24 protein-coding genes are annotated in these 23,057 nt (G+C 64.5%); 15 read left to right on the forward strand and 9 right to left on the reverse strand.

Features of this window, described 5'->3' with window-relative positions; genetic code table 11:
* Positions 1-9: 9 nt before the first annotated feature.
* The gene (locus JQ592_RS15715) at positions 10-657 is read right to left on the reverse strand and encodes a TetR/AcrR family transcriptional regulator (RefSeq protein ID WP_211403741.1); all 648 of its coding nucleotides are present in this window, start codon (positions 655-657) and stop codon (positions 10-12) included.
* Between the two features lie 247 nt (positions 658-904).
* On the opposite strand from JQ592_RS15715, the gene JQ592_RS15720 reads away from it, so the two are divergent.
* From JQ592_RS15720 to JQ592_RS15730, 3 genes are read left to right on the forward strand one after another with little or no spacing between them, the layout of a single operon-like run.
* Positions 905-1,447, forward strand: coding sequence for an OsmC family protein (locus tag JQ592_RS15720; RefSeq protein ID WP_063682428.1), 543 nt, complete (start codon positions 905-907; stop codon positions 1,445-1,447).
* 33 nt (positions 1,448-1,480) lie between these two features.
* Positions 1,481-2,593 carry an acyl-CoA dehydrogenase family protein gene (locus JQ592_RS15725; RefSeq protein WP_211403742.1) on the forward strand — a complete coding sequence of 371 codons (1,113 nt, stop codon included), beginning with the start codon at positions 1,481-1,483 and terminating at the stop codon, positions 2,591-2,593.
* Between the two features lie 48 nt (positions 2,594-2,641).
* Positions 2,642-3,520, forward strand: a complete 879-nt coding sequence (locus JQ592_RS15730; RefSeq protein ID WP_211403743.1) for a sulfurtransferase — start codon at positions 2,642-2,644, stop codon at positions 3,518-3,520.
* 10 nt (positions 3,521-3,530) lie between these two features.
* On the opposite strand, the gene JQ592_RS15735 is transcribed toward JQ592_RS15730, so the two are convergent.
* Positions 3,531-5,456 (reverse strand): sigma 54-interacting transcriptional regulator, encoded by a 1,926-nt coding sequence (locus tag JQ592_RS15735; RefSeq protein ID WP_211403744.1) that lies wholly within the window; start codon positions 5,454-5,456, stop codon positions 3,531-3,533.
* A 160-nt stretch (positions 5,457-5,616) separates the two neighbouring features.
* Here JQ592_RS15735 and JQ592_RS15740 point away from each other — a divergent pair, with 160 nt between their 5' ends.
* The 4 genes from JQ592_RS15740 to cynS all read left to right on the forward strand — a co-directional run bounded on the left by JQ592_RS15740 (position 5,617) and on the right by cynS (position 9,435).
* A complete protein-coding gene (locus tag JQ592_RS15740; RefSeq protein ID WP_211403745.1) occupies positions 5,617-6,996 on the forward strand; it encodes a CmpA/NrtA family ABC transporter substrate-binding protein in 1,380 nt (459 codons plus the stop codon).
* Positions 6,997-7,162: 166 nt separating this feature from the next.
* Positions 7,163-8,002 (forward strand): nitrate ABC transporter permease, encoded by an 840-nt coding sequence (ntrB, locus tag JQ592_RS15745; protein ID WP_211403746.1) that lies wholly within the window; start codon positions 7,163-7,165, stop codon positions 8,000-8,002.
* 5 nt (positions 8,003-8,007) lie between these two features.
* Positions 8,008-8,931: an ABC transporter ATP-binding protein gene (locus JQ592_RS15750; protein ID WP_211403747.1), complete on the forward strand. Its 924-nt coding sequence runs from the start codon at positions 8,008-8,010 to the stop codon at positions 8,929-8,931.
* Between the two features lie 15 nt (positions 8,932-8,946).
* Positions 8,947-9,435: a cyanase gene (cynS, locus tag JQ592_RS15755; RefSeq protein WP_211403748.1), complete on the forward strand. Its 489-nt coding sequence runs from the start codon at positions 8,947-8,949 to the stop codon at positions 9,433-9,435.
* Here cynS and JQ592_RS15760 read toward each other — a convergent pair.
* Entirely contained in the window at positions 9,422-10,249 is an 828-nt protein-coding gene (locus JQ592_RS15760) for an isocitrate lyase/PEP mutase family protein (protein ID WP_211403749.1), read from the reverse strand. The two genes, cynS and JQ592_RS15760, sit on opposite strands and share 14 nt — an antisense overlap.
* A gap of 108 nt (positions 10,250-10,357) precedes the next feature.
* Here JQ592_RS15760 and JQ592_RS15765 point away from each other — a divergent pair, with 108 nt between their 5' ends.
* Positions 10,358-11,332 carry a LysR family transcriptional regulator gene (locus JQ592_RS15765; protein ID WP_211403750.1) on the forward strand — a complete coding sequence of 325 codons (975 nt, stop codon included), beginning with the start codon at positions 10,358-10,360 and terminating at the stop codon, positions 11,330-11,332.
* Positions 11,333-11,337: 5 nt separating this feature from the next.
* Here JQ592_RS15765 and JQ592_RS15770 read toward each other — a convergent pair whose 3' ends face one another.
* The gene (locus tag JQ592_RS15770) at positions 11,338-11,661 is read right to left on the reverse strand and encodes a DUF1476 domain-containing protein (protein ID WP_211403751.1); all 324 of its coding nucleotides are present in this window, start codon (positions 11,659-11,661) and stop codon (positions 11,338-11,340) included.
* A 331-nt stretch (positions 11,662-11,992) separates the two neighbouring features.
* On the opposite strand from JQ592_RS15770, the gene purC reads away from it, so the two are divergent.
* From purC to JQ592_RS15785, 3 genes are read left to right on the forward strand one after another with little or no spacing between them, the layout of a single operon-like run.
* Entirely contained in the window at positions 11,993-12,760 is a 768-nt protein-coding gene (purC, locus tag JQ592_RS15775; RefSeq protein ID WP_008974302.1) for a phosphoribosylaminoimidazolesuccinocarboxamide synthase, read from the forward strand.
* A 14-nt stretch (positions 12,761-12,774) separates the two neighbouring features.
* Positions 12,775-13,017 carry a phosphoribosylformylglycinamidine synthase subunit PurS gene (gene purS, locus JQ592_RS15780; protein ID WP_128950927.1) on the forward strand — a complete coding sequence of 81 codons (243 nt, stop codon included), beginning with the start codon at positions 12,775-12,777 and terminating at the stop codon, positions 13,015-13,017.
* Between the two features lie 11 nt (positions 13,018-13,028).
* The gene (locus JQ592_RS15785) at positions 13,029-13,283 is read left to right on the forward strand and encodes a hypothetical protein (RefSeq protein ID WP_211403752.1); all 255 of its coding nucleotides are present in this window, start codon (positions 13,029-13,031) and stop codon (positions 13,281-13,283) included.
* A 121-nt stretch (positions 13,284-13,404) separates the two neighbouring features.
* On the opposite strand, the gene JQ592_RS15790 is transcribed toward JQ592_RS15785, so the two are convergent.
* Positions 13,405-14,421 carry a magnesium and cobalt transport protein CorA gene (locus JQ592_RS15790; protein WP_211403753.1) on the reverse strand — a complete coding sequence of 339 codons (1,017 nt, stop codon included), beginning with the start codon at positions 14,419-14,421 and terminating at the stop codon, positions 13,405-13,407.
* A 162-nt stretch (positions 14,422-14,583) separates the two neighbouring features.
* On the opposite strand from JQ592_RS15790, the gene purQ reads away from it, so the two are divergent.
* Positions 14,584-15,285: a phosphoribosylformylglycinamidine synthase subunit PurQ gene (gene purQ, locus JQ592_RS15795; protein WP_211403754.1), complete on the forward strand. Its 702-nt coding sequence runs from the start codon at positions 14,584-14,586 to the stop codon at positions 15,283-15,285.
* Positions 15,282-16,256 carry a tripartite tricarboxylate transporter substrate binding protein BugD gene (locus JQ592_RS15800; protein WP_211403755.1) on the forward strand — a complete coding sequence of 325 codons (975 nt, stop codon included), beginning with the start codon at positions 15,282-15,284 and terminating at the stop codon, positions 16,254-16,256. Before purQ ends, JQ592_RS15800 begins: the two co-directional genes overlap by 4 nt.
* A gap of 29 nt (positions 16,257-16,285) precedes the next feature.
* Here the strand turns inward: JQ592_RS15800 and JQ592_RS15805 are convergent, their stop codons facing one another.
* Positions 16,286-17,251 carry a DMT family transporter gene (locus JQ592_RS15805; RefSeq protein ID WP_211403756.1) on the reverse strand — a complete coding sequence of 322 codons (966 nt, stop codon included), beginning with the start codon at positions 17,249-17,251 and terminating at the stop codon, positions 16,286-16,288.
* A 75-nt stretch (positions 17,252-17,326) separates the two neighbouring features.
* The gene (locus JQ592_RS15810; protein WP_211403757.1) at positions 17,327-17,806 is read right to left on the reverse strand and encodes a PaaI family thioesterase; all 480 of its coding nucleotides are present in this window, start codon (positions 17,804-17,806) and stop codon (positions 17,327-17,329) included.
* 184 nt (positions 17,807-17,990) lie between these two features.
* Between JQ592_RS15810 and purL the strand changes: the two genes are divergently transcribed.
* Positions 17,991-20,201, forward strand: coding sequence for a phosphoribosylformylglycinamidine synthase subunit PurL (purL, locus tag JQ592_RS15815; RefSeq protein WP_211403758.1), 2,211 nt, complete (start codon positions 17,991-17,993; stop codon positions 20,199-20,201).
* 157 nt (positions 20,202-20,358) lie between these two features.
* Here purL and JQ592_RS15820 read toward each other — a convergent pair whose 3' ends face one another.
* The gene (locus tag JQ592_RS15820) at positions 20,359-21,549 is read right to left on the reverse strand and encodes an acyltransferase family protein (RefSeq protein WP_211403759.1); all 1,191 of its coding nucleotides are present in this window, start codon (positions 21,547-21,549) and stop codon (positions 20,359-20,361) included.
* Between the two features lie 177 nt (positions 21,550-21,726).
* Here JQ592_RS15820 and JQ592_RS15825 point away from each other — a divergent pair, with 177 nt between their 5' ends.
* A complete protein-coding gene (locus tag JQ592_RS15825; RefSeq protein WP_007612121.1) occupies positions 21,727-21,900 on the forward strand; it encodes a DUF1328 domain-containing protein in 174 nt (57 codons plus the stop codon).
* 14 nt (positions 21,901-21,914) lie between these two features.
* Here the strand turns inward: JQ592_RS15825 and JQ592_RS15830 are convergent, their stop codons facing one another.
* Positions 21,915-23,015: an alpha/beta fold hydrolase gene (locus tag JQ592_RS15830; protein WP_246820431.1), complete on the reverse strand. Its 1,101-nt coding sequence runs from the start codon at positions 23,013-23,015 to the stop codon at positions 21,915-21,917.
* Positions 23,016-23,057: the final 42 nt, after the last annotated feature.

The raw sequence follows: 23,057 nt of genomic DNA on the forward strand, positions 1-23,057 counted from the left end.
TGGGAGCGCTCACACCGCCTCCAGCTGATCCGCCGCGCGCTTCTTTTTTGCCCTGGATTGCCCGAGCAGCGGGCCGGCCGTCAGCGCGGCCGTATCGGCCACGCCCGGGTCGCGCGAGATCATCGCGGCGACGATGGCGCCGTCGATGATGAGGCCGAGCTGATGCGCCAGCACCGCGGGCTCGGTTGATCCGAGCTCGCCGGCGAGCTTCTCGATATGGCCGAGCACGATCTTCTTGTGCTTCAGCGCGATGTTGCGGAACTGTTTTGCGTCCTTGTCGTGCTCGCCGACGGCGTTGATGAAGGGGCAGCCGTAGAAGCGTTCCTCCGCGAACCAGCTCTTCAGCGCCGGGAAGATGCGCGTCAGTTTTGCTTGCGCGTCGCCGCCGCCCGCTTCCATGGCGCCGATGAACCATTCGCGCCACTGCCTGCCTTCGCTCTCCAGCACCGCGTTGACGAGATTGGTCTTGGAGCCGAACAGCTTGTAGAGCGTCGTCTTTGCCGTGCCGGCTTCCTCGATGATCGCGTCGATGCCGGTGGCGTTGATGCCGTTCTTGCAGAACAGATGCGTCGCGGCGCTTAGGAGGCGCCCGCGCGCGGATTCGTCCTCGCCTGCGGCGGCGTGCGGCGAATTCTTTTTCGATGACGTCTTTGCCATAGTGACAAACTTACCCGCAGCCGTGCCGCATCAGCAAGCCGCATCTGTTCCGCGCTGAAAAGATTCGCATGCGGCAGCCCATCTGCATCGCCTTTGAGCAAGGACTGGCTGATCAATCCGCAGGCAGCGAGGCTTAAGCGGCTCCAAAGCTTCGCCTTTTGATTTCGGCCGGCTCTGGCACGCTCCATGCAGGGAAACAGACCGTTCGGTATCCTGCCGATTTCCACTTCTGCCAGGGAGAAGATTGATGACTGCCGTCGTTCAAAAGACAGTGCTGACGGGTTGCCTCGCACCCATCGACAAGAATGGCCTCGAGCAACTGATCGCCAACGGCAAGGCGAATCCGAAGGTCATCAAGACCTTGAAGTGCAAGACGGTAGCGGAGGGAAAATTCCGCCACGCCAACTACATCCGCAACCTGCCGCCCTACATCGTAGACGAGCCGCCGGGGCTTCTGGGCGACGACACCGCGCCCAATCCGTCGGAGGCCTCGCTCGCCGCGCTCGGCTCCTGCCTTGCGGTCGGCCTGCACGCCAATGCCGTGCATCGCGGCTGGATCGTCAACAAGCTCGAGCTCGAGCTCGAAGGCGACCTCAACATCACCGCGGTCTGGGGCACCGGCGACATGTCGGACAAGCCGGTCGGCTTCACCGATGTGCGCGTCAAGGTCGACATGGAGTGCGAGGGCATCTCGCCGGACGAGATCAACGCGCTGGTCGCCCATGTCAAGAAATGGTCGCCGGTCGCCAACACCTTCACCCGCCCGGTCAATCTCGAGGTCGGCATCTAGCAATAGCAACAGGACAAGGTGCGGGAGACGATCATGGGTTCACTGGCTTTATCGCGGGTCGAAGTTCTGGATCAGCCCGCACCGTCCATAGCAGGCGAGGTGGCGCGGATCGCGCGGGAGCAGCTCGCGCCGCTCGCAGCCGGCATCGACGACGGCTCGGTCTATCCGGCCGAGGTGCTGCGCGCGTTCGGCGCGGTCGGCGCCTGGGGTAGTCACATGCCCCTGGAAGGTCCCGCGGACTTGCGCTGCGCGATCGAGTCGATGGCTGTGATCGGCGAGGTCTGCGGTGCCACCGCGTTCATGGCCTGGTGCCAGAACACGCTGGTCTGGTACGCCGCCAACTCGACCAATCTGAAGCTGGCAAGGCGTTTTGGCGACGCCTTCTCGACCGGGCGCGTGCTCGGCGGCACCGGCCTGTCCAACCCGATGAAGAGCTTTTTCGGCATCGAGAAGCTCAAGCTGAAGGGGCGGAAGGTCGAGGGTGGCTACATCGTGCGCGGCGCGCTGCCCTGGGTCTCCAATCTCGGCCCGGATCATTTCTTCGGCACCATCTTCGAGCGCGAGGACGATCAGGGCACTGTCATGTTCCTCGCCGACTGCTCCGACCCCGCGATCACGCTGACGCCGTGCAAGCCGTTCCTCGCCATGGACGGTACCGGCACCTATGGCGTGCAGTTCCGCGACGTCTTCGTACCGGACGAGCTGATCCTCGCCGATCCCGCCGCGCCCTTCGTCAAGAAGATCCGCGCCGGCTTCATCCTGCTGCAGGCCGGCATGGCGCTCGGCGTCATCCGCGACTGCATCAACATCATGGACGAGGTGGATAGCCCGCTCGGCCACATCAACCGCTATCTGCCGCAGCAGCCGGTGCACTTTCGCGAGCTCGCCGCCGAGCTCGAGGCCGAGACCATGGCGCTGGCGCGCGATCCCTACAACGAGGAGGAGACTTACTGGCGCAAGGTGATCGCGCTCCGGCTTCGCGCGGGCGAGGCCAGCGTCGCGGCGGCGCATGCGGCGATGCTGCATTGTGGCGCCCGCGGCTACCTCAAAAGCCACCGCGCGCAGCGGCGCCTGCGCGAGGCCTATTTCGTCGCGATCGTCACGCCAGCCACCAAGCAGCTGCGCAAGATGCTCGCCGATTTCTGAATTCTACGAGTCCACCTGAAGACCCCCAACCTCAACGGAGAGGCTGCCATGACTGACGTTCTGATCACTGCCGTCGAACTCGCCGATCTCTTGAAGACCGAGCCATGTGTCGTCATCGACACCCGCAATCCCGATGCCTACGCCGCCGGGCACCTGCCCAATGCCGTCAACGTGCATGAGATCTTCACCTTCCTCGCGACCTCGACGCCGGAAGGCATGGCCGAGCTGAAGACAAAATTCGCCGACGCGTTCGGCGGCGCAGGCCTTTCGGGCAAGGAAACGGCCGTGATCTACGAGCAGTCGATGAACTCCGGATTCGGCCAGTCCTGCCGCGGCTATTACCTGCTCACCATGCTCGGCTATCCCAAGGTGAAGGTGCTGCATGGCGGCTTCGATGCCTGGTCGGCCGCGGGCTTCCCGGTGACCAAGGAGGTGCCGACGCCGGCCAAGGCCTCGTTCGCGATCGTGCCGGAAGCCGGCGAGATCCTGATCGATGCGAAAACGATGCTCGGCGCCGTCGGCAAGCCCGGCATCGCGATCCTCGACGTGCGCGACGTCGACGAGTGGATCGGCGACAGCTCCTCTCCGTATGGGAAGGATTTCTGCCCGCGCAAAGGCCGCATCCCCGGCGCGGTCTGGCTGGAATGGTACCGCATGATGAAGCCGACCGCAGAAGGCCCGCGCTTCAAATCCAAGGACGAGATTTTGGCCGAGTGCGCCACCGTCGGCATCTCGCAGACGACGCCGGTCTATCTCTACTGCTTCAAGGGCGCGCGTGCCTCGAACACGTTCCTGGCGCTGAAGAACGCCGGCGTGAAGGACGTGCGGATGTATTTCGGCTCCTGGAACGAGTGGTCGCGCGATCCCTCGCTGCCGATCGAGCAGGGCCTGCCGATTGCGTCTGATGTGACGACCAAGGCGGCGTGAGCGCGCGCGATCACATGGCCCGCGGACGAGGCGCGATTCCCAGCGCCTTGATCCGCGAGGCCAGCGTGGTCGGCTTGATATCGAGCATCTCGGCCGCGCCGCCGGGGCCGAAGACTTTTCCGGCGCAGGCCTCGAGCGCGGCCAGGATGTTGGCGCGCTCGTGGTCGCGCATTTCGGACGACGTCATGACGGCGGGGCGTGCATCCATCTTCTGGCGCGCGGTGCCGCTAGGCGCTTGCACGCCGGACGTGTCGGGCAGGTCGATGCGCAAGCGGCCGTTCTGCGACAGGATCGCCGCGCGCTCGATCACGTTCTGCAATTCGCGGACGTTGCCGGGCCAGTCGTAGCGCGCGAGCCGCCGCGCATCGCCCTCCGACAGGCGCAAATTCGATTTCAGCGCCTTGCCCTCGCGCGTCAAAAAATGCTGGGCGAGCAGGGGGATGTCCTCGCGCCGCTCGCGCAAGGGGACGGTCTCGATCGGGAATACGTTGAGGCGGAAATAGAGGTCCTCGCGAAAGCGGCCGCGCTGCACCTCCTGCTTGAGGTCGCGGTTGGTCGCGGCGATGACGCGGACGTCGACCGCGCGGGTGCGCTCCTGGCCGACGCGCTCGAAATGTCCCTCCTGCAGCACGCGCAGCAGCTTGCCTTGCAGCTCGAGCGGGATCTCGCCGACCTCGTCGAGGAACAGCGTGCCGCCGTCGGCGAGCTCGAAGCGGCCGATGCGGTCGCGCGTTGCGCCGGTGAAGGCGCCGCGGACATGGCCGAAGAATTCGCTCTCGAACAATTCGCGCGGGATCGCGGCGCAGTTGACGCGGATCAGCGGCCGGTCGCTGCGGGTGGAATCCTCGTGGATGGCGCGCGCGATCAGCTCCTTGCCGGTGCCGGACTCGCCGGTGATCATCACCGCCGCGGTGGTCGGTGCCACCAGCTTGACCTGGCGCAGCGTCTTCTGGATCGCCTCGCTTCCACCGATGATGCCGCGCGGGTTGGTCTCGATGCGGATTTCCTCCTGGAGATAGGCGTTCTCGAGCTCCAGCCGCTCGCGCAGGCGGTCGACCTCGGCGAGCGCGGCATGCAGCTTCTCGTCGGCCTCGCGGCGCTGGCTGACGTCGCGAAACACGACGACCGCGCCGACCACAACGCCGCGATCGCGGATGGGCGTGGAGGTGTATTCGACCCAGGCCGGCGAGCCGTCCTTGCGCCAAAACACCTCGCCGTCGACCTGGTGCACGGCGCCGTCGCGGAACGCCGCATAGATCGGGCAGTCGTGGTTGTGATAGTGCCGGCCGTCGTGATGGGTGTGGTGGACGATCGGGTGGATCTCCTTGCCGACCAGCTCCTCGGCGGTCCAGCCGAGCATGCGCTCGGCCGCGGGATTGACGAAGGTGGTCTTTCCTTCCGCGTTGACACCATAGATGCCTTCACCGGCGGCGCGCAGGATCAGCTGGTTCTCGCGCTCGATGTCCTGGAACACGCGCTCGACCCGCTGCCAGGTCGAGATGCCGCCGCGCATGTGGTCCTCGGCGGCGGCATCGACATTGCGGCGGCGGCGCGCTTCGAGATCGGTCAGCGTGAGCAGCAGCAGCGAGCGGCCGTCATGCGGCAGCAGGCAGCCGGCATATTCGAGCTGGAGATTTTGCCCTGTCGCATGGCGGGGCGTGAGGGCCGTGGTCCAGTAGGCGCCCTTGTGCAGCACCGCCTGGGTGAAGACGGTGAGGGCCGGAAGCTCGCCGGCGTGGAGCGTGCTGGCCCGGGTCTGCCGCAGCAGGGCACGGTCGTATCCGAGCAGGGCGCAGGCGGCGGGATTGGCATCGACGATCTGGTCGCTGAAGGGATCGACCAGCAGTGTCGCCTCGACCGAGGATTCGAACGCCGCGATGCGCGGGTCGATGGCGGGGGCCACGTCATCGTCGACGGGCATTGGCGTCGTTGCCATTGCGAAATCTCGTAATTGAACTACGAAATCTCGTTTATCACGAGTTTTCGTAGTGGCCAAGCGCGGGCGAAAGTGCTGCGTCATCAAGGCACTGGCTGGTCTGAAGGCCGTGGCATGCTCCTTGCGTAATTCCTCCTCGTAATGACGCGCAGGAGGGCCGATGTCCACGTTCGACAATCCGTTTGATCCCGATCGCAACCTTCGAGCCGGCTGTGCCTGTGGCCAGCACCAATCCGCGGCCGAGCATGAGCAGGCCACGGCGCTGCGCTGCGAGCCCGCCGAGAGCGAGGAGAAGCGCTACGAGGGCGTTGTCGCCTCCGCGGTGATGCGCGCGATGTTTCCGCAGGATGTGGCGCGGCGCGCCTTCCTGAAATCGGTCGGCGCATCGACTGCGCTCGCGGCACTCTCGCAATTCTTCCCGCTCAAGACGGCGACCGAAGTGTTTGCGCAAACCGGTGCGCCCGAGAAGAAGGATCTCAAGGTCGGCTTCATCCCGATCACCTGCGCGACGCCCATCATCATGGCGGCGCCGATGGGCTTCTATGCCAAGCACGGCCTCAACGTCGAAGTGGTGAAGACCGCCGGCTGGGCGGTGATCCGCGACAAGACCATCAACAAGGAATACGACGCCGCGCACATGCTGGCGCCGATGCCGATCGCGATCTCGCTCGGCCTCGGTGCCAACGCCATCCCCTTCGCGGTGCCCGCAATCGAGAACATCAACGGGCAGGGCATCGTGCTCGCGACCAAGCACAAGGACAAGCGCGATCCGAAGGACTGGAAGGGCCTGAAGTTCGCGATCCCGTTCGATTATTCCATGCACAATTACCTGCTGCGCTACTATCTGGCGGAGCACGGCCTCGACCCCGACACCGACGTGCAGCTGCGCTCGGTGCCGCCGCCGGAGATGGTCGCGAACTTGCGCGCCGACAACATCGACGGCTTCCTCGCGCCGGACAATATCTGCCAGCGCGCGATCTATGACGGCGTCGGCTTCATGCATCTGCTCTCCAAGGAGATCTGGGACGGCCATCCCTGCTGCAGCTTCGCCGCGAGCCGCGAGTTCATCACGACCGCGCCGAACAGCTTTGCCGCGCTGACGCGCGCCATCGTCGATGCGACCGCCTATGCGTCGAAGGCGGAGAACCGCAAGCAGATCGCGGAAGCGATCGCGCCTGCCAACTACATCAACGCGCCGGTGACGGTGCTGGAGCAGGTCCTCACCGGCACCTATGCCGACGGCCTCGGCGGTGTGAAGACCGATGCCAAGCGCGTCGATTTCGATCCGTTCCCCTGGCAGTCCTTCGCGGTGTGGATGCTGACCCAGATGAAACGCTGGGGCCAGATCAAGGGCGATGTCGACTACAAGGCGGTGGCCGAGCAGGTCTATCTGGCGACCGACACCAAGAAGCTGATGACCGAGATGGGCCTGTCGCCGCCGGCGAGCAGCTACAAATCGTTCGCGGTGATGGGGAAGACGTTTGATCCGACCAAGCCGGAGGATTACGTCGCGAGCTTCAAGATCAGGAAGCAGTCGTGAGCAAGTCTCTCTCTCCATTGTCGTCCCGGCGGACGCCGGGACCCATACCGCGTGATCTATCGGCTGCGGAAGGTAGCGGTACCGAACGACGAGTCTTCGCCAAACTTCTCCCTGTGGTTATGGGTCCCGGCCTTCGCCGGGACGACGTGGGGAGAGGGTTTTCGCGATGAATGCCTCCCTTCGCCTCCGCGCCGGCCTCGTCTCCATCGCCTTGCTCGCCGCCTTCCTCGGCATCTGGCATCTCGCCACGCGCTCCACCGCGCCGGTGGCGACGATGAGTCCGGAATACGCCAAGCTGATGGGTCTCACCGCCACGCAGGGCAAATCCGCCATGCCCGGGCCGCTCGATGTCGGCGCCAAGCTGTGGGAGCACCTCAAGCGGCCGTTCTACGACAACGGGCCCAATGACAAGGGGCTCGGCATCCAGCTCGCCTATTCCATCGGACGCGTCGGCACCGGCTATCTGCTCGCCGTGCTTGTCGCGATCCCGCTCGGCTTTCTCATCGGCATGTCGCCGCTGCTGAGCAAGGCGCTCGATCCGTTCATCCAGGTCTTGAAGCCGATCTCGCCGCTGGCCTGGATGCCGCTGGCACTCTACACCATCAAGGACTCTTCGGTCTCCGCCATCTTCGTCATCTTCATCTGCTCGATCTGGCCGATGCTGCTCAACACCGTGTTTGGCGTCGCGAGCGTGCGCAAGGAATGGATCAACGTCGCGCGCACGCTGGAGGTCGGCACCATCAGGCGTGCCTTCACCGTGATCCTCCCCGCAGCGGCGCCGACGATCCTGACCGGCATGCGCATCTCGATCGGGATCGCCTGGCTCGTGATCGTCGCGGCCGAGATGCTCGTCGGCGGTACCGGTATCGGCTACTTCGTTTGGAACGAGTGGAACAACCTCTCGATCACCAACGTGATCATCGCGATCCTCTTGATCGGGATCGTCGGCATGCTGCTCGACCAGATCCTCGCGCGCTTCACGCGCATGGTCACCTTTCCGGAGTAGGGACGATGACCGATAAATTCATCTCCATCGAAGGCATCGCCAAGCGCTATCCGGGTGGAAGCGGCGCGACGACCACCATCTTCGAGAACCTCTGGCTCTCGATGGCGCGCGGCGAGTTTTGTTGCGTGATCGGCCATTCCGGCTGCGGCAAGACCACGGTGCTCAATATCCTCGCCGGCCTCGATGCGCCGAGCGAGGGCGCGGTCATCGTCGACGGGCAGGCGATCTCGGGCACCAGCCTCGACCGCGCCGTGATCTTCCAGAGCCATGCGCTCTTGCCCTGGCGCACCGTGCTCGGCAACGTCGCCTATGCCGTGAGCTCGAAATGGCGCAATTGGGACCGCGCCAAGGTCAAGGCGCACGCGCAGAAATTCATCGATCTCGTCGGGCTCACGGGCTCCGAGCACAAGCGGCCGTCAGAATTGTCGGGCGGCATGAAGCAGCGCGTCGGCATTGCGCGCGCGCTGTCGATCACGCCGAAGATGATGCTGATGGACGAGCCGTTCTCGGCGCTGGACGCGCTGACGCGCGGCACGCTGCAAGATGAGGTGCGGCGCATTTGCCTGGAGACCGGGCAGACCGCGTTCATGATCACGCACGACGTCGACGAGGCGATCTATCTCGCCGACAAGATTTTCCTGATGACCAACGGTCCCGGCGCGGTGCTGGCCGAGGTCGTCGAGAATCCGCTGCCCAGGGATCGCGGCCGTACCGACCTGCACCGCCATCCGCTCTATTACGCGCTGCGCAACCACATCATCGATTTTCTGGTGACGCGCAGCAAGACTTTCGCCACTGAAAAGCCGGATCACGATCCGCGCAACGTACCGGTGGTGCGCATCGGCAAGCCCGGACTGACCATCGCGTCCAGCGGCGAAGAGCAACGACAGACCTGGACACCCGGGACAAATCCCGGATTGACCGCCTAGCGAGGAGACCCTGACATGAAACGCGAAGACCTCACCGAGAAGCTGCTCGATATCAAGCGCGAGAAGGGCTGGAGCTGGAAACATATCTGCGAGAAGATCGGCGGCTATTCCGAGGTCTTGATCGTCGGCGCGATCATGGGCCAGATGAAGCTGACGAAACCGCAGGCCGCCAACGCCGGCGAGCTGTTCGGCCTCTCGAAGGCCGAGACGGCGATGCTCAACGAGGTGCCGATGCGCGGCACCGGCACGCCGATGCCGCCGACCGATCCCTTGATCTACCGCTTCTACGAGATGGTGATGGTGAACGGCCCGGCCTGGAAGGCGCTGATCGAGGAAGAGTTCGGCGACGGCATCATGTCGGCGATCGACTTCGACATGGGGATCGAGCGGGTCGCCAACCCGAAGGGCGACCGCGTCAAGATCACCATGAGCGGCAAGTTCCTGCCGTACAAATATTACGGCGCCAGCGGCAACGTGCCGGAATACGGCTTCAAGGAAGGCTGACCGACGCGAAGGCGTCGCGCAGCTCCTTGATCGGTGCCATCTCGCGAACATAGGTGAAGGAGCCGTTCTCCTTCATCTCGCGCGCGCTCTTCAGGAAAGCAGCCAGCGCAACGCGGGCCATGGCTCCGCCCACGCTGATGCGCTTGACGCCGGCGGCGGCAATCTGCTCGATAGTCAGCGTCGGATCGGCAAAGCCCATCACCAGGTTGAAGGGGTTTTTGACCGACGAGGCCACGGTGCGGATGGTCTCGATGTCGTGGACCCCCGGCGAATACAGTACGTCGGCGCCGGCGGCCTCGAAGGCCTGCAACCGCCGGATCGTGTCGTCGAGATCGTTGGTGCCCTTCAGCAGGTTCTCGGCGCGGGCCGTCAGCGTGAATGGGAAGGGGAGCGCGCGTGCCGCCTCGACCGCGGCCTGCACGCGTTCGACCGCGAGCTGGAAATCGTAGATCGGCTTGCGCGGATCGCCGGTAAAATCCTCGATCGAGCCGCCGACGCAGCCGGCCTCCGCCGCGCGCGTGATGGCCCTTGCCGCGGTCTTCGGATCGTCGGCGCCACAGTTTTCGAGGTCGGCATTGACGGGAAGATCGGTCGCCTCGGCGATGATCCGGCAGTTTTCAAGGATGGCATCGAGGCTGACCGTCGTGCTGCCGAGGGTGTTGGCAAGGCCAAGGCTCGTCGTCGCCAGCGCTTCGAACCCCATCGACGCCAGCAGTTTTGCGGTGCCGGCATCCCAGGGGTTCGGGATGATGAAGGCGCCGGGGCGCTGATGCAGTTCGCGAAATCGTGCTGCCTTGTCGGCCTGGGTGCGCATGGGGGCTCCTGTCGGTCTCTTGTCGCGCAGCAGCGATAGGATGGTTTCGCCCATCAGACAAATTTGTTATTTTTCTCTATATCATCAGCTTTTTGCATGAGGTCCGGCATGGACAGCGACGCGCTGAACACGTTCCTGGTGGTGCACCGGCGCGGCGGCATCTCGAACGCCGCGAAATTCCTGCATCGCTCGCAGCCGGCGATTTCGCGCCGCATTGCGCTGCTGGAGCAGGAGCTCGGCGTGCCTCTGTTCGAGAGGATCGCGGGCCGCACGCGGCTCAGCGATGCCGGGCGCGTGCTGATCCCCTATGCCGAGCGCGCCGTCGCGGCGGCGCAGGACGCCGAACAGGCGATACGCGCGCTGACCAAGCAGAATTCGGGGCCGGTTTCGCTGGCCGTGACCGGCACGCTCGCCGACGGCCGCCTGTCGGGCATCATGAAGCGATTTGCCGCGGAAAATCCCGCCGTCGCGCTCGGCTTGCGGACCGCGACCAGCGCGGAGGTCAGCGATCTCATCCGGCGCGGCGAGGCGACGATCGGCCTGCGCTACAATACCGATCGCGCCGGCGATCTCGCCTGTGAGCTGGTGCTGAGCGAGCCGTTGCAGGTGGTCTGCGCGTCCGATCATCCGCTCGCCGGCAAGCGCGTGAAGCAGCTTGCCGAGCTTCGCGGCGAGCGCTGGATCGCGTTCCCGGAAACGCGCGGCCGCCGCGAGATCGCAGCGGCTCACGTGTTCGCGCTGTTCCTGACGCAAGGCCTCGGGGACGTGGAGTGGACGGCGGTGGACAGCCTCACCGCACAGAAGCGGCTCGTGGAGGCGGGCTTCGGCCTCGCGCTATTGGCGCAGAGCCACGTGGCGGAGGAGCTGCATGCGGGAGCGATCTCGACGATCGCCGTCGGCGATCTCGCCGCGGACCAGCACATCGTGCTGGTCAGTCGTCGCGGCGGCTTCCTGAGTGCCGCCGCTCAGCGCCTGCTGGAAACCATCCGCCGCGACTACGCCACGCGCGACGTCTCGACCAGCCGGGGCGCCCGAAAAAGACCGCCGACGCGCAAGGTCGTTGCGCGCCGGCGTCGGGGCTGAACGTATTATTTCCCTGCCTTCACCTCGGCGGCCGCGACCGCGAGCAGCTCGCTCATCTTGGCGCGAATCGCCTGTTCGGTAACCGCGACGCTCTTGGCGGCGAAATCGGCCATGACCTTGCGCAGGACGTCGGCATCGCCGGCTTCCTCGAAATCGGCCGCGACGACCTCCTTGGCGTAGGCGGTGGCGGCATCGCCCGATATGCCGAGCTTTTCGGCCGCCCACAGCCCGAGCAGACGGTTGCGGCGGGCCTCCGCCTTGAATTTCTGCTCCTCGTCGAGGGCGAATTTCTTCTCGAAGCCTTCCTCGCGCTTGTTGATCTCGTTCATGCCTTTTCCAATTCCCTGCTGACTGGACCCGGCGGCCCTCGTTGCGGGAGCCCCGGCGCATGCCTAGATAAGGAGCACGAATCGGCAAAACAACGAGCCGTTAAGCCGCAGGCAAGACGGTATAAGTTGGAGCCGGACGGCCGGATCGATTGTGCTCGGACAGCCAATCGGATAGGTTGCCTAAAGGCTTGGTTCCCGTTCTGTTTCCATGGTGTTTCCTTGGGTTATGGATGGGTTCCGGGCCGTTCACGGCAGCTCCGCTGTGGGTCGTAATCCTAGTCAACCGGAGCACACCAAATTCATGGATTTCAACAAAACACGGTACATCCCAATGAGCCGTCGGCGTCGCATTTATGAAGGCAAGGCAAAGGTTCTCTACGAAGGCCCGGAGCCCGGTACCCTGATCCAGCACTTCAAGGACGACGCCACCGCGTTCAATGCGAAAAAGCATCAGGTGATCGAGGGCAAGGGCGTCCTCAACAACCGGATCTCGGAGTACCTGTTTCAGCACCTCAACGACATCGGGGTGCCGACCCATTTCATCCGCCGCCTCAACATGCGCGAGCAGTTGATTCGCGAGGTCGAGATCGTGCCGCTGGAAGTGGTGGTGCGGAATGTCGCCGCCGGCTCGCTGTCGCAGCGTCTCGGCATCGAGGAGGGCACGCAGCTGCCGCGCTCGATCATCGAATTCTATTACAAGAACGACCAGCTCAACGACCCCATGGTGTCGGAAGAGCACATCACCGCCTTCGGCTGGGCGACGCCGCAGGAGATCGACGACATCATGGCGCTCGCCATCCGTGTCAACGACTTCCTCACCGGCCTCTTCCTCGGCATCGGCATCCGTCTCGTCGATTTCAAGATGGAATGCGGCCGCCTGTTCGAGAACGAGATGATGCGGATCATCGTCGCCGACGAGATCTCTCCCGATAGCTGCCGTCTGTGGGACATCAAGTCGAACGAGAAGCTCGACAAGGACCGTTTCCGCCGCGACCTCGGCGGCCTGCTCGAGGCCTATACCGAAGTTGCAAAACGCCTCGGCATCCTCATGGAGAACGAGCGTCCGGCGGGCTCCGGCCCGGTGCTGGTGAAGAGCTAAGAGGGATTATCGACGTGAAGGCACGTGTCACCGTTACCCTGAAGACGGGCATCCTCGATCCGCAAGGAAAGGCCATTGAAGGCGCGCTGAAGTCGCTCGGCGTCGACGGCGTTGCCAGCGTCCGCCAGGGCAAGGTGTTCGACATCGAGCTCGCCGGCGCCGACAAGGCCAAGGCGGAAGCGGCGCTGAAGGACGCCGCCGACAAGCTGCTGGCGAACACCGTGATCGAGAATTATGCTATCGAGATGAAGGCATAAGGGTAGGCGAAATGTCCGATGTGACGCCCGAGCTAATGTTCGAGGTGTCGAGGTCGATCCAGGCGCGGCTAGCGCAGGTCGATGGCAAAATCGACGAAATGAAGCAGGAAATACTGGCGTTGCGGACATCCCAAAACGCGGCTCGCCAGGATGTCACGAGTGTTTTTCAGGAAATCGCCGGCGTCCATGCCACGCTGGTGAGGCATGAGGGCAGGCTCGATCGTATCGAGCGGAGGCTTGAACTCAACGGCGCGCCTGCTCAATGACATCGGGCCGGCGTAACAGCAGCCGTAGCCCGGATGGAGCGAAGCGAAATCCGGGGCCTCGCGCCGCGGAGAGACTGTCCCGGATTGCGCTGCGCTCCATCCGGGCTACGAGGCACCTCGCTCACAACCATCCCACCCGCCGAAAACGCCAGTAAAGCGCGCCGCACGCCGCCAGCATCACGCCGAGCAGCATGTAGTAGCCGTACTCCCACTCCAGCTCCGGCATGTGCTTGAAGTTCATGCCGTAGATGCCGGCAAGCGCAGTGGGGATGGCGATGATCGCCAGCCACGAGGCGAGCTTCTTTGAGACCGCCGTCTCCTGCGCCTGTCCGACCAGGAGGCTCGCTTCAAAAGCGAAGGCCAGCACTTCGCGCATGGAATCGATGCGCTCCTGGATGTTCCTGACGTGATCGGTGACGTCGCGGAACAGCGGCTGCATCGTCGCGCGCACCATCGACAGCTCGTCGTGCTCGAGCCGGCGGCAGACTTCCACCAGCGGTCCGATCGCGTTGCGGAGCCGCAGCAGGTCACGGCGCAGCATGTAGAGCCGCTCGATCTGCGCCCTGGTGATCGCGTGGGCGAGCACGTCATCTTCGATGCCCTCGACCTCCTGTTGGATGCTCTCGAGCACGGGCGAGTAATTGTCGACGATGAAATCGAGGATGGCATAGAGGATGTAGTCCTCACCGCGGGCGAGCGCCCGCGGGCAGCTTTCGCAGCGTTCGCGCACCGGCGTGTAGGACGTCGAGGCGCCGTGGCGCACCGAGACCAGATAGCCGTCGCCGACGAAGATGTGGGTCTCGCCGAAGGCGATGCGGCTCTCGACCAGTTGCGCGGTGCGCGCCACGATGAACAGGGCCTCGCCATATTGCTCGATCTTCGGCCGCTGATGGGCGTGGTTGGCATCCTCGATCGCGAGGTCGTGCAGGTCGAACTGCTTCTGCACCGCGCCGAGCAGCGCCATGTCCGGCTCATGCAGCCCGATCCAGACCACGTGGCCGGGCTTGGCCCGCCAACTCGAGGCTTCACTGATGGCGATGTTGGCGACGCGCCTTCCGTCGACATAGGCGCCGGCAGCGACGATGCCCTCGGTGGATACCGGCTCGGAGGGGGATGCGGGCCGCGACGGGACGTTCATGGCTTCAATCCCGGATCGAAGGGCAAAAGTGCCGTGGCTATGGCCTGTGTACAAGGCCGCCTGGCGAGGCTAGCACTGGTAAAATCCCCGTCAAATGGCTATGTCTCCTGACGAATTGGCCCTTTGGCCAGCCCGATTCCCATCACCGTCGGAACCTCTGCCATGAAAGCCGCCATCCTCGTCTTTCCCGGAATCAACCGTGAGCGCGACATGGCGCGCGCATTGAGGCTGATCTCCGGCAGCGAGCCGGCGATGGTCTGGCACGCCGAGACGTCGCTGCCGTCAGGCACCGATCTCGTGGTCGTGCCCGGCGGCTTCTCCTACGGCGATTACCTTCGTTGCGGCGCAATCGCCGCGCGAGCGCCGGTGATGGATGCGGTGCGCGATTATGCGGCCAAGGGCGGGCTCGTGCTCGGCGTCTGCAACGGCTTTCAGATCCTCTGCGAATCCGGCCTCCTGCCGGGCGTGTTGATGCGCAATGCGCGGCTGAAATTCATCTGCCGCGACGTGCATCTGCGCGTCGAGCGCTCCGATACCCCGTTCACCCGCGGTTACAATGCCGGCCAGGTGATCCGCGTGCCGGTCGCCCATGGCGAGGGCAATTACGAGGCGGACGAAGAAACCATCAAGCGGCTCGAAGGCGAGGGGCGGGTGCTCTATCGCTACTGCTCCGCCGAGGGCGTGGTCGACGAGGCCGCCAACATCAACGGCGCGGCGCATTCGATCGCCGGCATCGTCAACGACAAGGGCAACGTGCTCGGCATGATGCCGCATCCGGAAAACCACGTCGAAGACATCATGGGTTGCACCGACGGCCGCGGCCTGTTCGCCGGCCTCGCCCAGCATCTGGAAAACGCCGCGTGATCCCGTTCGTGGTGAAGCGTGCTCTCGCCGCGATCGCGGCGCTGGCGTTCGCAACAGGCGCATTCGCGCAGGACTATCCCAAGCGTCCGATCACCATGATCGTGCCGTTCGCGGCCGGCGGCACCTCGGACGTGATCGCGCGCACCGTTGCCGAGCAGATGGGCATCGCGCTCGGTCAGACCATCGTGATCGAGAACGTTGCGGGCGCCGGCGGCTCGACCGCTCTGGCGCGCGCCTCCCGCGCCGAGCCTGACGGCTACACCATTGCGATCGGCAATGCCGGCACCAATGCCGCGACCTACACGATCTATCCAAAACTGCCGTTCACGCCTGATTCCTTCGTGCCGATCGCGATGGTGGCGAAGACGTTCGGCATCATCGCCGTGCGCAAGGATTTTCCGGCCAAGGACCTGAAAGAGTTCATCGCCTATGCCAAGGCCAATCCGGGCAAGATCAATCTCGGCCATGCCGGCGTCGGCTCGTCGAACTATCTGATCTGCAAGAGCTTCGTCACCGCCGCCGGGGTCGATGCGACGCTGGTCGGCTATCGCGGCGCAGCCCCCGCGCTCACCGACGCCGTCGGCAGCCAGATCGACGGCGTCTGCGATGCCGCCGCTTCCGTCTCGCAGTCGATCAACGAGAAGCTGGTGAGGGGTCTCGTGGTCGGCTCGACCGTGCGGCTTGCGACGCTGCCGGAGCTGCCGACGTCGGCTGAAGCCGGCCTGCCGGAGTTCGAGGCGCAGGGCTGGAACGGCCTGTTCGCGCCGAAGGGCACGCCGCCGGCCGTGATCGCCAAGCTGAACGCAGCGGCGCGCACCGCGGTCGAGACCGACGCGGTGAAGAAGCGTTTTGCCGACCTCTCCACCGTCGCCCCCGATGACAACGAGCATACGCCGGAGCTGCTGCAGCAGCTCGTGACGCGCGACGTCGAGAAATACCGGAAGATGCTGGCGGACGACGCCAAGCAGTAGCCGCCGCGCCATCGCAGCGTTGCGCTGCGTCAGCGCAGCTTCAGCTTCTCCGCCGGCACCGTCATCGCGGCGACGCCAGCCATCACCAGCAATAGACCCAGCGCCAGATTCGACGGCACGCTTTCGCCGAGCAGCAGCACCGACAAGCCGACGCCGATCGGGATGCGCAAGTACCCTTGCGCGTTGGTGGTCAGCGTGCCGAGCCGGCCGAGGCAGACATAGAACAGCATCAGGCCCAATGCACTGGAGACGATGCCCATGACGATGGTGGCGACGATCGCCGTCGGCGTCGGATGCAGCGTCCAGGGCTGGTCGATGATCAGCGAGGGCGGCAGCAAGACGAGACCGCCGAACAGCAGCGAGCCGGCCGCCACGACCATCGGGTCGTACTCGGACAACCTGAGGCCGAAGATCGTCGCGCAGGCAAAGGAGATGGTGGCGAGCAGGATCGCGATCTCCGCCACGATCTCGCTCTCGAAGCCGCGCAGCGCATCGAGGCCGACGATGGCGACGGTGCCGGCAAGGCCGAGGATAGCTCCCGCGAGCTTCAGCAGCGTCGCCGGCTCGTGCCGGGTGATCAGCGAGGTGATGAGGAAGGCGAAGATCGGCGTGGTCGAGGCCAGCACCACCGTGTTCGAGGCCGGCACATATTGCTGCGACCAGGTGATGATCAGGAACGGGAAGGTCGAGTTGATCAGCTGCTGGGTCGCGAACAGCTTCCAGGCTTTCGCGTCGGTGGGAATTTTGGTGCCGCGCATCCACAGGATCGCGAACAGGAAGGCGGCGGCGATCAGCGAGCGCGCCGAGATGAAGGTGATGGGCGGGATCGTGTCCAGCGCCAGCTTGGCCAGCGGATAAGTCGAGCTCCAGCAGCAGGCGAGGGCGAACAGCAGCGCATAGTCGCGCCAGTTGCGCGCGCCGGTGGCGGGCATGGATGGTGGCGGCGATGCGACGGAGGCCGCTGTGCGGCTCCTTGGCGATGTGCTCTGCGGCACCTTGATTCTGCTCCCCGGCGCGAACGCGCTTGCCGCAAGTCTGGGCGAGAGGGCGGCAAAAGGGAAGGCGCCGAGCTATGCGTTTGGCTGAGGGAGCGACTTCCACTTCGCCCGCTTGATCGTCCCGGAGAAGGTGAACAGAAGGCGCTCACCGGCGGTCATCTGCCCGCGCAGGAAGATCAGCGACTTGCCGGCGCGGGTAACCTCGCCGGTGCACTCGATCAGCTCGCCCTCATGTCCCGCGTCGAGGAATTCGCAGCCGAAATTGACGGTCACGCCTTTGCCGTTCAGGGCATGGCGGCCGATCGCGAACAGGCTGTAATCGGCGAAGGCCATGAAGCAGCCGCCATGGACGTTCCCCGAGCCGTTCAGGTGCTTCTTTTCGACCCGGAAGGCGCAGCGGACGTTGCCATCCGCCTCCAGGCGGTGCCAGAAGGGGCCGATATGGTTCTCAAAGCTGTCGCGGATCCAGGTCTGCCAGCCCGCAAATTCGCCCTCGGTGGCGACATGCATCTCGGGGCGGGGGGAAGCGGCCATTTTGGTCAATTCGTGCAAGGAAATGGGCCTTCAATTACGGGTGCTTTGCCCTTAAATCCGATCCGTCAGCGCCGTGCAATTCCCGTTCCCGCGGGGCCTCCGGCGCAAAACGTGGGACAGCGGGAAAATGCGCCATAAAGGGCTTTTCCAAGGCCCCCGATGTTCCTAAGAACGGCCAAACGCCGCCGAAAGCCCCGAATCCATGAAGAATGAACCCAAGATCACCCCCGAACTGGTTGCCGCCCACGGGCTCAAGCCCGACGAGTATGAGCGCATCCTGAAGCTGATCGGGCGGGAGCCGACCTTCACCGAGCTCGGCATCTTCTCGGCGATGTGGAACGAGCATTGCTCGTACAAGTCCTCGCGCATCCATCTGCGCGGCCTGCCGACCAAGGCCCCCTGGGTGATCCAGGGCCCCGGCGAGAATGCCGGCGTGATCGACATCGGCGACGGCCAGGCCGTGGTCTTCAAGATGGAGAGCCACAACCACCCGAGCTACATCGAGCCCTACCAGGGCGCGACCACCGGCGTCGGCGGCATCTTGCGCGACGTCTTCACCATGGGCGCCCGGCCGATCGCGTGCCTGAACGCGCTGAGCTTCGGTGCGCCCGAGCATGCCAAGACGCGGCACCTCGTCTCCGGCGTCGTCGCCGGCGTCGGCGGCTACGGCAATTCCTTCGGCGTGCCGACTGTCGGCGGCCAGGTGCGCTTCCACACCCGCTATGACGGCAACATCCTCGTCAACGCCATGGCCGTGGGCCTCGCCGACGCCGACAAGATCTTCTATGCGGCCGCCTCCGGCGTGAACATGCCGATCGTCTATCTCGGCTCCAAGACCGGGCGCGACGGCATCCACGGCGCCTCGATGGCCTCGGCCGAATTCGACGACAAGTCCGAGGAGAAGCGCCCGACCGTGCAGGTCGGCGATCCCTTTGCCGAAAAGCTGCTGCTGGAAGCCTGCCTCGAGATCATGGAGAAGGGCTGCGTCATCGCGATCCAGGACATGGGCGCGGCGGGGCTGACCTGCTCGGCGGTCGAGATGGGCGCCAAGGGCGATCTCGGCGTCGACCTCGATCTCGACGCGGTGCCGACCCGCGAGACCGGCATGAGCGCCTACGAGATGATGCTCTCGGAGAGCCAGGAGCGCATGCTCATGGTGCTCAAGCCCGAGAAGGAAAAGGAAGCCGAGGAGATCTTCACGAAGTGGGGGCTCGATTTTGCGATTGTCGGCTACACCACGCCGAGCAAGCGCTTCGTCGTCAAGCACGGCGGCGACGTGATGGCTGACCTTCCGATCAAGGAGCTCGGCGACGAGGCGCCTGTGTATGATCGCCCGCATGTCCCGTCCGCCGCGCTGCCGGTTGTGCACGCGCGCGACGTGGTCGCGCCGATGGGCCTCGGCGCTGCGCTGGAGAAGCTGATCGGCACGCCCGACATGTGCTCTAAGCGCTGGGTGTGGGAGCAGTACGACCACGTCATCCTCGGCAACACCATGCAGCGTCCCGGCGGCGATGCCGCCGTGGTGCGCGTGCAGGACGGACCGAAGGGCCTGGCGCTGACCGTCGACGTCACGCCGCGCTATTGCGAGGCCGATCCGTTCGAGGGCGGCAAGCAGGCGGTGGCGGAAGCCTGGCGCAACATCACCGCGGTCGGCGGCAAGCCGCTCGCGATCACCGACAATCTCAATTTCGGCAACCCCGAGCGTCCCGAGATCATGGGCCAGTTCGTCGGCTGCCTGAACGGCATCTCGGAAGCCTGCCGCACGCTCGACTTCCCGGTCGTCTCAGGCAACGTCTCGCTCTACAACGAGACCAACGGCCGCGCGATCCTCCCCACACCCTCCATCGGCGGCGTCGGCCTGCTCGACGATTTCACCAAGTCGGCGTCGCTCGCCTTCAAGGCCGAGGACGAGGCGATCCTCCTGGTCGGCGAGACCCATGGCTGGCTCGGCCAGTCCGTCTACCTTCGCGACATCTGCGGCCGCGAGGAGGGCGCGCCGCCGCCGGTCGATCTCGCGGCCGAGAAACGCAACGGCGATTGCGTGCGCGGGATGATCCATGCGGGCACCGCGACCGCCGTGCACGACCTCTCCGATGGCGGCCTGCTGATCGCGCTCGCCGAGATGGCGATCGCGAGCGGCATCGGCGCGAAGCTGCTGGCGGCGCCGACGTCGCTCGTCTCGCAGGCCTACTGGTTCGGCGAGGATCAGGCGCGCTATCTCGTCACCGTGCCGGAAACCGAAGCCGGCCGCGTGCTCGCCAAGATGCGCGGCTGCGAGGTGCCCTGCGTGCGGATCGGCACCACCGGTGGCGATGCGATTGCGATCGCCGGCGAGGCACCTGTTACGATCGACAGCTTGCGCAAGTCGTTCGAGCGCTGGCTGCCGGAATATATGGGCGGGAAGGCGGCGTAAGACGCGCCGCAATCTCAGACCCGTAGCCCGGATGAGCGAAGCGACATCCGGGTCTTGGTTGGGCAGGGGTCCCGGATATCGCTACGCTCATCCGGGCTACGCGAGCTGGATTGCTTCGCTGCGCTCGCAATGACGAGTGGAGGCCGGTGCCGCTTCCTCAAAGCACCTTCGTCGCGCCCGGGATCTGCCGCAACGCTCGCGTCAACGCCCAGCTCGCCGCGACTGTCAGTACAAACCCGATCGTGGCCTTGACGATCGCCGGCAGATCATAATCGAACAGCCAGTATTGCAGCCAAAGTGCGATCGGATAGTGCACCAGGAACATGCCGTACGCGTCGCTCTGCATCGGATCGAGTAGCTTGGCTGAACCTGATTGCTTGAACCTCTGGAAAAAGGCCAGGATCAGAAACATGATGGCCACGCTGAAGACAGCGAAGCAGAGGGCATAGAGCCCCTCATACCAGTTCGGCAACGGCGACGGATTTCCCAGTATTTCGCGCTTGATGAAGATCAGCGTCCACAACAGGCAATACGGAACGATCGCCATGACCATCCAGTCCCAGCTGACCTTGGCCATCCGGCCGTCCGCCGCGAGCAATCCGCGATCCATGTTCGCAACGCCGATGCCGGCACCGAAAAAGAAGTAGCTCGCATAGAGCATCACGCGTCCGTGCTGCACCGAGAACGGCCCGAACTCGAACCAGTTGCTTGGTCCATAACGCATCAGCCCGGGAACATAGAACGCTGCCGTGACGGCGAGCATGACCGCGAAGAACACCTCGGGCCGGCGGCGGCCGTGCAGCGAGAGGCGGTTGATCGGATCGAGCAGATTGGGCGACAGCCGGTGCAGCAGGCAGGCAACCAGGTCGAAGCCGAACAAGACCCAGAGAAACCAGATCGGCCCGCTCGGCCACGGGCCCTTTGTGATCATATTCCAATAGTACTCTGAAAAGCCGATCTCGGGATGGTGCCGCAGGGAGATGGCGTAATAGGCGAGCGGAATGACCGTGAACGCGCAGATCACGAAGGGCAGCGCGAGCCGAAGCAGGCGATCCTGCAAATAGTTCAGCGGCCCCTTCCGGGCGATACCAGACCAGGCGAACAGGCCCGACAGGAAAAAGAACATCGCCATGAAGAAACTGTCGGTGGCGAGCACGATCATGTCGAAGCCGAAGAAGTACTTCGGATCGGTATGACCGAAATAGGTGTAGGGAATGACGGCGTGATGCAGGAGCACCACCAGCGTCAGGAAGGTGCGGGCGCGATCAATCGCAAAATTGCGCGCCTTGCTCTTCGGCGCGGCATGCGCCTCCGGGCCGATCGTCGCTGTATGTGACATCGTCGTCATGGTCGCCCCGCGCTCCTGTCCCGGCTGGACTGTGCCCCCGGGAACCGGATTCAGCAAGGTCGTTTCAACCGTTACTTGAGGCCTGACACGGTTAGGAACCAGTTCCGCTCATCGAGGTTAGCGTTCGCGAAAAAGGGCGCGAGGGCCGCGAGGAGCGGCCCAATGACGGAGCCGGTGATGACGATCCTGAAATGGGCGCTGATTTTCCTACTCGTCTCGATCGTGGCCGGCGTGCTCGGCTTCACCGGCATTTCGGCCGCCTCCGCCGACATCGCCCGCTTCCTGTTCTACGTCTTCGTGGTGATCTTCCTGGTGCTGCTGATCCTGGGGCTGACGATCTTCAGGGCGTAGCGGGCCTCCGGCCCTCAATTGCCTGCGAGCGGTCTCACGTGGGTGACCAGCGCCGCCAAGAACTCGTCGGGACGATCGAACGGAATGAAATGGCTCCCGCCGCGCACCCAGACAAATTCCTTACGCGGGGCCGTGATTTGATTGAAGAGTTGTTCGGCCGGCCCAGCCGGTGTGTTGTAGTCCGCATCGCCCTCGATGAAGATTACCGGGATCGGAAACGCGAGCCCCAGCGAGGCGACGTCGCGCTTGAACATGGGGCCCTCTCGTCCGCGTAGATATTTCGCTGAGAAGGCCATGCCTTTGCGCCAGTTGTACCAGTCCAGCAGCGAGAAATCCGGCATGAACGGGGGCGGGATGGGACCCGCCAACTGGACGCTCTCGATGGAGGGGAGCCCCAGCGCTCTGCTCCATTTGTCCGCAACCAGTCGATTTTGTGGATTGATCAGAGGTCGCGCGACGATTGGCCCCAATTCCGCCTGGGCCTCGCTGTTACCGGCGGACTGCGCCAACGCTTGCAGATGCGCGATCGTGATCTCGAATTGCTTCTCGAACGTCACCCTGCCGACCACTTGTCCCGTGCCGACATAGGCATAAAACAGATCCGGGCGCTGCTTCACCATGTGAATGCCCAGGAACGAGCCCCAGGAATGCCCAACCAGGACAATCTTGTCCTTGTGCAGATGGGTTCGCAGGTACTCGACCAGCTCGACGCCATCCTGCGTCATCCGCTCGAGTGTCATGGTTGGCGCGAGCGCGTCTCCAGCGGCGCCATAGGTCCGGCCGGCGCCGCGCTGGTCCCATTGCACGATGGTGAAATGCTTTTCCCAAGGCCGCCAACCCGAAGAGATCGCCAAGGTAGAGCCTCCGGGCCCGCCGTGGACGAACAGCAGGACCGGGTTATCCCGATCCTCGCCGCGGATTTGAATCCATTGCTTGATGCCGCCGACGTCGACGAACTCTCCCTCCTGCACGCCCTTGGGTGAGCGGATCGCGAGAGTTTCGGCAGCAAGATGCTGGCGATAGGCGCGAAAACCCAGCCCGGCTGTGGCCAGCACGACGACGACGCCGGCCAGTCCCAGCAACGAGACCCCGATCAGTCTTGCGGCCTTCGGCATCTTGTGCCCTGTGGGGAGTGAGGGGAGGCGACCTGATGGTCG

The organism is Bradyrhizobium iriomotense (genome assembly GCF_018129405.1).
In the GTDB taxonomy this organism is placed as follows: Bacteria; Pseudomonadota; Alphaproteobacteria; order Rhizobiales; family Xanthobacteraceae; genus Bradyrhizobium; species Bradyrhizobium iriomotense_B.